The 11573-nt window shown below is 73.5% G+C and carries 13 protein-coding genes and 1 tRNA gene; 4 read left to right on the top strand and 10 right to left on the bottom strand.

Annotated elements, in window-relative coordinates; all coding sequences use genetic code 11:
• The 5 genes from ABD644_RS19260 to ABD644_RS19240 all read right to left on the bottom strand — a co-directional run.
• On the bottom strand, positions 1 to 1147 hold a 1147-nt coding region (locus tag ABD644_RS19260), incomplete at its 3' end, for a DUF222 domain-containing protein (RefSeq protein ID WP_344690665.1).
• A 136-nt stretch (positions 1148 to 1283) separates the two neighbouring features.
• The gene (locus tag ABD644_RS19255) at positions 1284 to 1634 is read right to left on the bottom strand and encodes a VOC family protein (protein WP_344690664.1); all 351 of its coding nucleotides are present in this window, start codon (positions 1632 to 1634) and stop codon (positions 1284 to 1286) included.
• 39 nt (positions 1635 to 1673) lie between these two features.
• Positions 1674 to 3140, bottom strand: coding sequence for an AAA family ATPase (locus tag ABD644_RS19250; protein WP_344690663.1), 1467 nt, complete (start codon positions 3138 to 3140; stop codon positions 1674 to 1676).
• A gap of 81 nt (positions 3141 to 3221) precedes the next feature.
• Positions 3222 to 3896, bottom strand: coding sequence for a PaaI family thioesterase (locus ABD644_RS19245; protein WP_344690662.1), 675 nt, complete (start codon positions 3894 to 3896; stop codon positions 3222 to 3224).
• On the bottom strand, positions 3889 to 5052 hold the full coding sequence (locus tag ABD644_RS19240) for an acyl-CoA dehydrogenase family protein (RefSeq protein WP_344690660.1): 1164 nt from the start codon (positions 5050 to 5052) through the stop codon (positions 3889 to 3891). Before ABD644_RS19240 ends, ABD644_RS19245 begins: the two co-directional genes overlap by 8 nt.
• A 198-nt stretch (positions 5053 to 5250) precedes the next feature.
• Between ABD644_RS19240 and ABD644_RS19235 the strand changes: the two genes are divergently transcribed.
• Positions 5251 to 5703: an STAS domain-containing protein gene (locus ABD644_RS19235; protein ID WP_344690659.1), complete on the top strand. Its 453-nt coding sequence runs from the start codon at positions 5251 to 5253 to the stop codon at positions 5701 to 5703.
• Between the two features lie 18 nt (positions 5704 to 5721).
• Here ABD644_RS19235 and ABD644_RS19230 read toward each other — a convergent pair whose 3' ends face one another.
• A complete protein-coding gene (locus ABD644_RS19230; protein WP_344690658.1) occupies positions 5722 to 6576 on the bottom strand; it encodes an aldo/keto reductase in 855 nt (284 codons plus the stop codon).
• Positions 6577 to 6633: 57 nt separating this feature from the next.
• Between ABD644_RS19230 and ABD644_RS19225 the strand changes: the two genes are divergently transcribed.
• Positions 6634 to 7239 carry a histidine phosphatase family protein gene (locus ABD644_RS19225; protein WP_344690657.1) on the top strand — a complete coding sequence of 202 codons (606 nt, stop codon included), beginning with the start codon at positions 6634 to 6636 and terminating at the stop codon, positions 7237 to 7239.
• On the opposite strand, the gene ABD644_RS19220 is transcribed toward ABD644_RS19225, so the two are convergent.
• Positions 7217 to 8326, bottom strand: coding sequence for an EAL domain-containing protein (locus ABD644_RS19220; RefSeq protein ID WP_344690656.1), 1110 nt, complete (start codon positions 8324 to 8326; stop codon positions 7217 to 7219). The genes ABD644_RS19225 and ABD644_RS19220 overlap by 23 nt on opposite strands.
• A 198-nt stretch (positions 8327 to 8524) precedes the next feature.
• Here ABD644_RS19220 and ABD644_RS19215 point away from each other — a divergent pair, with 198 nt between their 5' ends.
• The gene (locus ABD644_RS19215; RefSeq protein WP_344690655.1) at positions 8525 to 9076 is read left to right on the top strand and encodes a TetR/AcrR family transcriptional regulator; all 552 of its coding nucleotides are present in this window, start codon (positions 8525 to 8527) and stop codon (positions 9074 to 9076) included.
• A 6-nt stretch (positions 9077 to 9082) separates the two neighbouring features.
• Here ABD644_RS19215 and ABD644_RS19210 read toward each other — a convergent pair whose 3' ends face one another.
• Positions 9083 to 9571, bottom strand: a complete 489-nt coding sequence (locus ABD644_RS19210) for a DUF427 domain-containing protein (RefSeq protein WP_344690654.1) — start codon at positions 9569 to 9571, stop codon at positions 9083 to 9085.
• Between the two features lie 7 nt (positions 9572 to 9578).
• Positions 9579 to 9809: a DUF3618 domain-containing protein gene (locus ABD644_RS19205; RefSeq protein ID WP_344690653.1), complete on the bottom strand. Its 231-nt coding sequence runs from the start codon at positions 9807 to 9809 to the stop codon at positions 9579 to 9581.
• Positions 9810 to 9897: 88 nt separating this feature from the next.
• Between ABD644_RS19205 and ABD644_RS19200 the strand changes: the two genes are divergently transcribed.
• Positions 9898 to 9978 (top strand) — tRNA-Leu (locus ABD644_RS19200).
• A gap of 54 nt (positions 9979 to 10032) precedes the next feature.
• Here the strand turns inward: ABD644_RS19200 and ABD644_RS19195 are convergent.
• Complete coding sequence (locus tag ABD644_RS19195; RefSeq protein WP_344690652.1) at positions 10033 to 11310, bottom strand: glycoside hydrolase family 26 protein; 1278 nt, start codon at positions 11308 to 11310, stop codon at positions 10033 to 10035.
• Positions 11311 to 11573: the final 263 nt, after the last annotated feature.

Genomic DNA, 11573 nt, shown 5'->3' with positions numbered 1-11573 from the left:
CCATCGCGCCGGTGCAAGACGACGACTTGGTCGCGGAACTCCTGGGGATAGATCCGACCCACGACGACACCCTCCCGCGGCGATCACGCCGCTGTGAACGATGTCCGCCCGATCGGGGCAAGTCCACCTCGCACCAGTGGGTGGGGGCTCCGCAGCCGGTGAAGATGCAGTGCCGGTCGCTGAGCTCGACGGCCCGGCGCAGGTGCGGCGGGGTGATCCGCACGTCGCGGCCCAGGTCGAGCACCCGCCCGTCGGGGCCCATGATCACCCGGCTGATGGTGCCGTCGCAGGCCAGCCAGCGGGCCCGGGCGGCGGAGATCAGCGCCCCGAAGCCCATCTGGGCGGCCGCCGGGCCGGTGCCGGGGGCGACCAGATCGTCGATGCCGATGAGCACCGACACGTGCGGCTTGACCGTGCGCAGCACCGGCGCCTGCCCGGCGGCCAGCGTGACGTCGGCCCACTGCACCAGCGCGTCACCCAACTGCTGGGCGCGGGTGCGCAGGTCACCGGCGGGCCGGTCCTTCTGCACGAAGGATTCCAGCACGGCCTGCACCTTCTCCCCGCCGACCGCGTCGAGGGCGAACCGGCCGGTGATCGACCCGTCGGCGTGTTTGGCGATGCTCAGCGAGCGGCCCTCGGTCGGGTCGGGCTCGGGCCCGTCGGGGTCCAGCCGGGCCAGGTAGTGCTGCACCACCTGGCGTAGCCGGTCGTGCCGGTGTGCCGTCGCGGTCTGGGCGAGCACGGTGTCGACCGCGCCGAGGTCGATGCCCTGGTCGGCGGCCTTGGCCAGATTCTCCGGCTGCGCGACCGGGGCGATCACAGCTACCTGATCGGCGTTCACCAAACCCTGGGCGAACGCCGCCGCCACCGACGGGAGCTGCTCACCCACGCGCCCGGCGCGCACGATCTGCGCGGCAGTGGTGCGGGCCAGCCGGCAGTGCCCGGCCAGCCACGAGGCCATCGACTTCAGGCCGTCGTGCTCGGGCGCCAGGGTGGTCTCGGCGACCCGGACGCTGCGCGCGATCTCGGCGTCGACCCGGTTGCGCAGCTGCACCAGGTCGGCGACCCGGTCCAGCTGCGCGCCGGCCGGCAGCGCGTGCAGGTCGTCGGCGGCCAGCGCGTCCAGCGCCGATGCCAGCTCGCCCACGAGACCTCCCACACCGTTCGATCAGGTGTTCGAAGTCTACCCCGCGGGGCGGCTCGCCGCAGCACGAATCCCCAGGTCAGAGCCCTGCCCACAGATCCGCGGCAGCCCTTGACAGGGGCCGTCTGCCCCCCTCGAGTCAGAGGTCGAAGGCCGTCGGATGGCGCGCCTCGTAGATGCCCAGGCGCCCGCCGCCGGGTAGCCGGATCGTCGCCAGCCGGCCCCACCCCTGGTCGGTCACCTCGCCCTCGAACTGCACCCCGCGGGCCCCGAGGTCCGCGACCGTGGCGTCGATGTCGTCGCAGACGAGATAGAGCTCGACGGCGCCGGATCGCTCCGCCGGGTGCACGGCCACCTCGGCGGGCGGCAGCTGGAAGATCAGCCAGCCGCCCCCGGAGTCGACGTGCGCCAGGCCCAGAACGTCACGCAGGAATGCGCGGTCGGCCTCGGCGTCGGCGGTGTAGAGGATGACGTGGGCACCGCGGATCATCGGCACACCGTACGACCGGAAGTCGACGACAGCGGCCCGTCAGCCGCCGCTGCCCAGCAGCGTGCGGGTCATCGCGTTGCGGGTGTCGAGCAGCTCCTCCAGCGCGGCGTCGAGGTCGTCGGCGCTCACCGCGATCGAGTCCGCCTCGGGCGTCCGGCCCGCGGCCACCAGCGCCGCCCGCCGGAGCAGCTCCTTGAGGAACGAGGCGGTCACCCCGTCGGTCCGGGCCAGGACGTCGTCCAGCCGCGAGGTGTCGACGTCGAGGGTCCCGCGGTAGAGCTCGAACAGGGCGCGTCGCGCGACGTGGTCGGGCAGCTCGAGGGCCACCGCCTGGTCGACCCGGCCCGGACGGGCCGCGAGCGCCGGCTCGAGCAGGTCGGCCCGGTTGGTGGTGAGCACGAAGACGACGTCGGCGTCCTCGGCGAGCCCGTCCATCTCGTTGAGCAGCTGGAACAGCAGCGGGTGCTGGCCGGGGTGCATGCCCCGGTCCTCGGCGATCAGGTCGACGTCCTCGACGATCAGCATGGCCGGCTGCAGCGCACGGGCGACGGAGCAGGCCTCGGCGATCAGGTGCAATGCGTGGCCGGTCAGCTGGAGCACCGTCGTGCCGGACAGGCTGCTGGTGAGGTAGCGGACGGTGTGCGTCTTGCCGACCCCGGGCGGCCCGTAGAGCAGCAGCCCGCGCTTGAGGTGCTGCCCCGCGGCGAGCAGCCGCTCCTTGTGCCGGGCGACGTCGACCACCTGCCGCTGCACCTCGGCCAGCGTGTGCGGCGCCAGGATCAGCTGGTCGGCGGTCATCGTGGGCCGGCGGTGGAACTGCAGCAGGGTGCGACCGTGGCCGAACACCTCCTGGCCGAACGAGAGCACCTGACCGCGGAACACGTTCTCCGCCAACGTCGCGGCGCGGATGTCGCGGGCCGCGGACCGCGCGGCCGCGGGATCGGTGCTCATGGCCTGCACGGAGACGTGGTCCTGACCGAACTCGGGGGCGGCGCCACGCAGGAGGACGGCGGTGCGCACGTCGCCCTCGGTCACCAGGTAGATGCCGCAGCGGATGCACGGGCGGACGGCGCCGTCGGGGCCGCACGCGAGGTTGACGCTGGCCGGGTTGCCCGGCCGCAGCCCGTGCATCTCCTCGTGCCGCCCGCCTGCGAGCAGGTCGGCCAGGCCGAACATCACGCCCTGGTGGTGCGTGACGCCCACCAGCTCGGCGGACCGGCCGGGCACGGCCAGCCAGGCGTCCAGCCCGGCCTGCACGTTCACGTGGTCGTAGCCGGGCCAGGTCTCCTCGACCACGTCGAGCGCGCCGACCTCGCCACCGAGGTGCCCGGCCAGGATGCGCGAGAGGCGCGGTTGCTCCTCGGCGCGCGCGGCCCCGACGACGGCGCGCACCCCGCGGCGCACGAGCCGGCCGACGTCGGCGAGCTCCGGGCGCATCTCGCCGTCGGGGAGAACGACCGTCTCGGGCAGCGGCGAGTACGAGGCGAAGCCGGCGGAACGGGGCACAGCGACCTCCGGAGTAGGCAGGTGCCGGACAGTAGCCAGCACCGGCCGGTTCCGATATGCCCTAGCCAGTCGGCGACCAGCTCACCCGTCGCCGCCGCGCGCGGTCCAGGCGCCGATCGCCCGCCCGGTCGGCGCGAACACCTCCGCCGCGCGGTCGGGTCGCAGCGCCACGAACAACCCGTCGGCCTCGGCGAGCACCCGGCCCGGATCGGCCTCGGCGGCCAGCCGGGCGCCGGCCGTCGTCCGTCGTCCGTCGGTGCCTGCCACCGCCGCCGTCACGACGAGGGGGACGCCGAGGGGCACCGGGCGCCGGTAGGTGACCGTCAGCGTGGCCGTGAGCCCGCCGCGGCCGGCGGCCCGGACCGCGCGCGCCAGCACGTGGTCGAGCAGCGTGGCGACGACGCCGCCGTGCACCAGACCGGGCGGCCCCTCGTGGGCCTTGCCGAGCGTGACCCGCCCGCGAGCGGTGCCGTCGGGCGAGTCCGTCGCCACCAGCGGCGGGGCCACCGGGTTGCCGGGGCCGTAGACGGGGCTGTACCAGCGCTCCCCGATCTCCGGGTCGTCGACCGAGGCCACGTCGTGCAGGTCGCGGGCGTCGGCGCGCAGCCGGGCGGCGAGCTCGCGCGCGGCGACCGCCACCCCGGCGAGGTCATCGAGCGGCACCTCGGTGCGCACGGCGGCGTCGACCAGCTCGCGCAGCGCCGTCCCCAACTGGCCGACGGCCTCGCGCCGGGCCTCCCGACCCGGCTCAGCCACGTCGCATGCCGGCCTCGCGCAGCAGCGCGCCACCAATGATCAGCCGCTGCACCTCGCTGGTGCCCTCGTAGAGCCGGAACAGCCGGGCGTCGCGGTAGAAGCGCTCGACCGGCGTCGTGCGCAGGTAGCCCAGCCCGCCGTGCACCTGCACCGCCCGGTCGACGGCGCGGCCGACCATCTCGGTGCAGAACAGCTTGGCCGACGAGGGCCCGACCGAGGTGTCCTCGCCGCTGTCGTAGCGGGCGGCGACGTCCCGGACCATGCTGCGGGCAGCCAGCAGCTCGGCGTGCATGTCGGCGAGCATCGCCTGGACGAGCTGGAACCGGCCGATCGGTGCGCCGCCCTGCTTGGCACTCGCGGCGTAGGCGACCGACTCGTCCAGCACCCGCTGGGCCATGCCGACGCAGAGCGCCGCGATGTGCAGCCGGCCGCGGGAGAGAACGGTCAGCGCCTTGGCGTAGCCCCGGCCCTCCTCGCCGATCAGCGCGGACGCCGGAACCCGCACGTCGTCGAAGTACACCTCCGCGGTCCAGGCCCCGGCCTGACCCATCTTCTTGTCCTTGGGACCCACGGTCACGCCCGGCGTCGTCGTCTCGACGACGAAGCTCGAGATGCCGCGCCCGCCCTTCTCGGCAGGGTCGGTGCGGGCGAACACCACGAAGAGGTCGGCGATCGGCGCGTTCGTGATGTAGCGCTTGCCGCCGTTGACGACCCACTCGTCGCCGTCGCGGCGGGCGGTGGTGCGCAGGCCCGCGGGATCGGACCCGGCCTCGGCCTCGGTGAGGGCGAAGGAGCCGATCAGCGACCCGTCGGCCAGGCGCGGCAGGTAGGTCCGCTTCTGCTCCTCGCTGCCGAACTTCGCGATGACCTGGCCGGCGATGCCGTTGTTGGTGCCGAACAGCGACCGGAACGCCGGCGTCGTGTAGCCGAACTCGAACGCCAGGTGCACGTCCTCACTCATCGTGACGCCGAGTCCGCCGTACTCCTCGGGCAGCGCATAGCCGAACAGCCCCATCTCGGCCGCCTGGGCGCGCAGCTCGTCGGGGATGCGGTCCTCGTCCTCGACCTGCTCCTCGCGCGGCACGACCGACTCGCGGACCAGCTGCCGGACGGCGTCCCTGACCTGGCGGAAGTCTTCGGCGTCCACGCTCGTCATGGTGGCCTCCCACCGCGGGGCGGGGCACCTCGGGTGGCCGAGCGGCGCACAGAAGGAAACTTAACGCATTCAAACGATTGCGCTCTGTTGTGATATAGCGCTCCGAAGCCGTACCGTCACAGGTGGTCGTTCGAGCAGCGGGCGGCCGGTACGTGCCGAGCCGCCGGAGGCGTAGTGCCCCTGCTCAACGTCGCTCTCGTGCCCGCCCCGGACCAGGTCGTCGTCCGGGTGACGGGCGAGGCCGATCTGTCCACGGCCCCGCTGCTGAGCGACGCGCTCGCGCAGGCCGGAGTGCTGGGTACCCGCCAGGTCGTGGTCGACGTGGCCGGTGTGCGCTTCTGGGATCTCTCGGGCCTCTACGCCCTCACCAGCTTCACGGCCGACCTCGCCGCGTTCCGGCGGTCCTGCCGCATCGTCGGCGCCCCCGCCGTGACGCGCCGGCTGATCGAGCTCGCCGCGCTGGGCGACGCCCTCAACCTCGACGGACCGCTGCGCGAGCTGCCGCCGTCGGCGGTCGCACGCCCCGCCGTCCCGCCCGTGCGTCGTCCGGTGCCGGAGCACTCGGCCCACCCGCGAGGAGCCGGCGAGCTCGTCCCGGTGGGCGGGCCCGCGATCCCGGAGCGCCGGATGTGGCGCCGCCGGGACCGCTGACCCGTCACGGTCAGAGCGTCAGGCCAGGGCGTCGAGCCGGGCCATGTCCTCCGCGGAGAGCGACAGCCGCGCGGCGCCCATGTTCTCGGTCAGGTGGTCGACGGACTTGGTGCCGGGGATCGGCAGCACGACCGGTGACTTCTGCAGCAGCCAGGCCAGCGCCACCTGGGCCGGCGTCGCGTCGAGCTCCCGGGCGATGTCGGTGACAGGGCTGTCCGGGGCGGCGAGGTCGCCGGTGGCGATCGGGAACCACGGGATGAAGGCGATGTTCTCGGCGGTCGCGTAGTCCAGGACGTCCTGGCTCTTGCGGGTCGTCAGGTTGTAGAGGTTCTGCACGCTGACGACGTCGACGATCTCCCGCGCGGCCTTCAGCTCCTCCACCGAAACCTCGGAAACGCCGATGTGCCGCACCTTGCCCTGCTCCTGCAGCTCCTTGAAGGCGCCGAGCTGGTCGGCCAGCGGCACCTGCGGATCGATGCGGTGCAGCTGGATCAGGTCGATCCGGTCGACCTTCAGGTTCCGCAGCGAGAGCTCGACCTGCTGGGTCAGGTACTCGGGGCGACCGCAGACCGGCCATACGCCGGGACCGGTGCGGGTGAGGCCGGCCTTCGTGGCGATGACGAGGCCGTCCGGGTAGGGGAACGCCGCCTCGGCGAGAATCTGCTCGCTCACCTGCGGGCCGTATGAGTCCGCGGTGTCGATGAAGTCGACGCCCTGCGCGATCGCCGCCTGCACGACCGCGATCGCGCCCGGCCTGTCGGCCGGCTCGCCCCAGACGCCGGGGCCGGTCAGCTGCATCGCGCCGTAGCCGAGCCGGTGGACGGGGAGGTCCCCACCGATGGTGAACGTGTCGGTCAGTTGTGCAGTCGTCATGCCAGGGGCAGCACGGGATCCCGCGCGGGTGTTCCCCGTTGCGTGTTCGATGGCCGGATGGGCGAGGTTCTCGGTGGGCGGGTCGGGGAGATCATCGTGCTCCGGCACGGGCAGACCGAGTGGAGCCGCAGCGGGCAGCACACCGGCGTCACGGACCTGCCGCTGCTGCCCGAGGGCGAGGAGCAGGCGCAGCGCCTGCGCGCCACGTTCGCGCAGCGCTCCTTCGCCGAGGTGTGGGTCAGCCCCCGGCAACGGGCGCGCCGCACCGCGCAGCTGGCCGGCCTGACGGCGACCGCCGTCGACGACGACCTGGTCGAGATCGACTACGGCGGCTACGAGGGCCGGACCACGGCCGAGATCAGCGCGGAGCTGGGCCGCGAGTGGTCGGTCTGGCGGGACGGCATCGTGCCCGGCACGACACCGGGCGAGACGCTGGCTGCCGTCGGCGCGCGGGTCGACCGCGTACTGGACCGGGCCCGCGGGCACCTGGCCGACGGCGACGTCGTCCTCGTCGCACACGGGCACGTCCTGCGGGTGCTCACCGCCCGCTGGCTCGGGCTGGAACCGCAGGCCGGCGCGCTGTTCGCGTTGCCGGCCGGGAGCTACGGGGTGCTCGGCCACGAGCACGCCCGGCCGGTGCTCACCGGCTGGGGGCTCCACTGACGGGCACCCGCTCGACCGGCTGCCAGCGCGTCTCGGGTTCCTCGACCGGCTGCTCCGGCCGCACCGGTCGGCCGAACAGCCACCCCTGCCCGAGGTCGATCCCCAGGGCGCTCACCTCGTCGGCGAGCCGCTCGGTCTCGATGCCCTCGGCGACGACGACCGCGCCCTGACGGTGCGCGAGATCGGTGACCGCGCGCAGGACCGTGCGGGCGCCGTCGTCGGGCAGTGCTTGCACGAGCGCCTTGTCGAGCTTCACGACGTCGGGCCGGACGGCGGCCAGCAGCGACCGGCTCGACCAGCCGGCGCCGACCTCGTCGAGGGCGACCCGCCAGCCGAGCGAGCGGTAGTGCTCGAGGATCGAGACCAGGTGGCCGCGGTCGGTGGCGGCGTGCGACTCGACCACCTCGACGACCAGTTGGCTCGCCGCGATGCCGGTGTCGTGCACGGCCGCCTCGGTGCTCGCGAGGCACACCTGCGGGCGGTAGATCGACGCCGGGTGGAAGTTGACGTACAGGTCGTCGTCCCCCAGCCAGGGCGCCGCGCCGGCGACCGCCGACTTGCGGGCGAGGCGGTCGAGCCGGTCGAGCCAGCCGGCCGACTCGGCCACGAAGAACAGGTCACCCCCGCCGACCTCCCGGCCGTCGACGGCGCCACGCAGCAGGGCCTCGTGGGCGACCACGGCGCGGTCGGCCAGCGAGACGATCGGCTGGTAGACCGACCAGAACTCGGCCTCGGCGAGAACGCCGACCTCGGCGGTCACGCCGCGCCGTGCCAGCTCGACGGCCAGGGACGGCGCGGTGAGCAGCCGGGCGGTGAGCGTCGTCCCGTCGTCCGGAGGGTCGGCCAGCACGCGCGTGGCCTCGAGCTCGGCGGGGGTCAGCTCCCGGGCCAGCCGCGAGAAGAGCCGGTCGAGGGCCCGACCGCCGAGGGTGTCGATGACGTCGAGCAGCTGCGGTGCGGTGTAGACGCGCAGGCCCGGGGCCGTCGCCATGCGGGTGATCGTCGGCAGCAGGTGTTCCACCGGGGTGGCGAACAACGCGCGGGTCGCCCGTCCGGGGACATCCCAGTGCCCGCCGACGGTCCCCACCGTCGCAGGATGACCGACCACGGCGTGTGAGCGAAACAGGCGCGCGGCGCACATCCGAGTGACGCGGTGACAACCGCGAGGGAAGTTGTGGGACCAACCGGACTTTAATGTCTTAAGGTCAGAGTCATGGCCGCACTGACCACCGACGTAGCCCGACCGAGCCGCGGGGGGCGGCCGCGGGACCCCAGCCGAGACGGCGTGATCCGAGCAGCGATCCTGCGGCTGCTCGCCGAGGTCGGTTACGGAGCGTTGACCATGGACGCCGTGGCCTCCGAGGCGGGCGTCGGCAAGGCGACGATCTACCGGCGCTGGCGCACCAAGCAGGACCTCGTCGTCGACACGATCGGCGACCTGGCCGCGGTCGGCGCGGTCCCGGCCGACACCGGCTCGCTCGAGGGCGACCTCCGGTCGCTCATGCACGGGTACGTGTCGGTGATCACCGGCCCCACCGGGGCGGCGATCCGCTCGCTGCTCTCCACGATCCCGCACCACCCGGCGCTGGCCGAGGCGTTCCGGACCGGGCCGGTCAGCGTCTGGCGGGACGGGGTCGACGAGGTGTGGGCGCGGGCCGAGCGGCGCGGTGAAGTGCCGGCCGGCGTGGGCCACCGGCTGATCGCGGAGTCGGTGAGCGCGCTGCTGGTGCAGCGATGGCTGATCACGGGCCGGCCGGTCGACGACGACGTCGCCGACGAGGTGCTCGAGACCGTGGTCCTGCCGGTGATCCGCAACGCCGTCGCCACGTCGCGCTGACGGGAGTCAGCAGCCCGACGTGCCGGGCTCGCCCTTGAATGGTCCGACGACGTCGTCGGTGATCCAGCCGCCGTAGAAGCTGCCCGGCTGCGGTCGCGCCTGCTCCCCGTCGACCAGCGCGCGGTCGACCCGGCCGGGATAGAACGCCACGGCGCCGCGCAGGTGCTCGTAGCCGGGGCTGGGGTCCTCGTAGGACCACGCCACGGCGGGCAGCCGACGGTTGTCGACGACGACGTCCCAGTAGGTCGCCGTCCCCTTCCACTCGCACCACGAGCCGCCACCGGCCCGCTCGAGGACGCCGGCGGCGACGTCGGCGCGCGGGACGTAGTAGACCGGCGGGTGGCTGGTCTCGCAGACGCGGACCGCCCGCCGCGTGTCGGCGAGCACCCGCCCGCCCCATTCGACGACGACGTGCCGGTCGGTCACGTCGGCCGACGGCGGGCGGGGGTAGTCCCAGACCGACTCCTGCCCCGGGCCGATCGGATCAGGGCGCACGGGATGCTCAGTCCTTGCGGTGCCGGATCTTCTGCACGATCACGAAGGTCACGAGCACGCCGACCGCGCCGACGGTCGCCTTGCCGGCGGGGGTCTGCAGCCAGCGCACGACCGCGTCCTTGCCCTGGGCCTTCAGCCGGGACGGGCTGGTGCGGTACGTCAGCTGGTCGAGGGTGGCGGCCAGCGACTCGCGGGCGGCGTCGATCTCGAGCTGGATCTGTCGTGGGTCGCGAGGCACGGCGACAGCCTGCCAGACGACGACCAGCTCAGCGCACCGACTCCGCCGCCGGGCACCCGGCCGGGGGACTCCTAGACTCCTGGTCCACGCGGGAGTGGTGTAACGGCAGCCACGCCAGACTTAGGATCTGGTGCCTTCGGGCGTGGGGGTTCGACTCCCCCCTCCCGCACGGCGGTCCGGCGCGAAGCAATTGTCCGGCCCCCTGGAGGGGCGTCGGAGCGGGTCAGCCGGCCTGCCCCGCGAGCCAGGCCGCTGCGGCGGCCGGGTCGCGGGAGATGTTCCATCCGTACTGGATGTTGGGCGCATCGGGATCGCTGTCGAAGTAGGTCACGAACTCCGGCCGAGGGTTCGAGGTGGCCAGGTAGCGCGACATCTCCGTCAGGAGGGCCTGGCGCGCGGCGGGGCTGAACTGGGAGGCGGCGACGCCGGTCTCGGCGATGGCCCAGGGCTTGCCCGCTTGCTCCGACACGCTCCGAGCGGCCCCGTACACCGCCTCCGGCGTCGCTCCGGAACCGTGCGCGTAGGCGTCCCAGGCGAGGACGTCGATCACCTCGGGGCCGGCGTAGTAGTCGGTCCAGGTGCGGTGCGAGGCGGGCTTGGCGGTCCAGGCCATCAGGATCAGGGTCGCGCGGAGCGGCTTCCCGGAGGCGTCGGCGATGGCGGCGATGTGCGCCCATGCGGCGCGGTAGTCGGCAGGGCTGAACGCGCCGCGCTCCCGGTCGTCCTCGGGCTCGTGCCAGTAGGTCCAGTACGTCGGCCGCGGCGTCGCGGCGAAGAAGGCGGCGAGCTGGGCGTCGTGCCGGCCGGCGATGACGTCGCGCGGCGGGAGCTTGAACGAGATGACCAGCGGAGCGTCTCCGGTCCTGCTCGGCCAGGACGGCCCACCGGGGTTGAAGAAGCGGATCACCTGGGGCCGTAGCTGCGCAGCGGTGCGTGCGAACGCCTGCGCGTAGGTCTCGCTGCCGTACGGCATCACCGACGAGCCCCATGCAGTGTCACCGGAGACCGGAGCCGGCGTCGCATTCGGCGCAGGCGCGGGAGCAGGGACGGCTGCGGCCGACGAGTCCGACGACGCGGGAGTCGGCGCTTCCGTCGCCGCCTCCTGGGAGACGACGGCCGTCGCCGGGGCCGCGGCAGAGGTGGCGACGCCGGGAGCGCAGAGCGGGTGTGCGGCGAAGTGTCGCGCGAGCATCATCCGCACGCGGTGGCCGAACAACGCGAGCAGGGGGCGCGGCAGGGTGACGGTGCAGGCAGGCGCGGGACGCTCCGCACGCTGGGCCCGACCGTCGTGGCCGACGACCGGCTGGAAGGCGGCTGCGTCGACGGTCTGGACCACCGAACCGCCGCCCCCCGTCGGGACGACGATCCCGGCGCCCGCCATGACGGCGAGGACCACGGCAGCGGTGAGCAGGAGTCCGCTGCGCGGCTGCAGCCGTCCCGAGAGGCGGGCGAGCAGCGTGCCCCGACGGGTGTGCAGCGGTGTGACGTCGCGATGGCGCATGCCGGGGGGCTCCTGAGACGGAAAGGTTCGTCAACTCGTTACAGGATCGTGACTGAACATGAGCAACGAGTAGTCGTCAACCGGCGCGCCACGCCCGTGAGGGGCTTCCGCAGGTCAGAGGCCTGTGTGACTTGCGCCACAGAAATACATGGATGTCATTTTCTCCCGTGAGCCTTTCGGACCGGGATGTTGTGACGTACGGTGTTCACCCCACCGCACAGGGTCCGCCCCCCACTCCCTGGCGGTCAGGCGTGGCCCCGCTC

This window comes from Blastococcus jejuensis, assembly GCF_039534705.1.
Lineage (GTDB): Bacteria > Actinomycetota > Actinomycetes > Mycobacteriales > Geodermatophilaceae > Blastococcus_B > Blastococcus_B jejuensis.
This window is presented reverse-complemented; position numbering and strand designations above follow the sequence as displayed.

Coding starts and splice junctions, on each gene's coding strand:
- ABD644_RS19240 (WP_344690660.1), bottom strand. CDS start 5,052: ATGACGAGCGTGGACGCCGAAGACTTCCGCCAGGTCAGGGACGCCGTC.
- ABD644_RS19255 (WP_344690664.1), bottom strand. CDS start 1,634: ATGATCCGCGGTGCCCACGTCATCCTCTACACCGCCGACGCCGAGGCC.
- ABD644_RS19230 (WP_344690658.1), bottom strand. CDS start 6,576: ATGACGACTGCACAACTGACCGACACGTTCACCATCGGTGGGGACCTC.
- ABD644_RS19225 (WP_344690657.1), top strand. CDS start 6,634: ATGGGCGAGGTTCTCGGTGGGCGGGTCGGGGAGATCATCGTGCTCCGG.
- ABD644_RS19195 (WP_344690652.1), bottom strand. CDS start 11,310: ATGCGCCATCGCGACGTCACACCGCTGCACACCCGTCGGGGCACGCTG.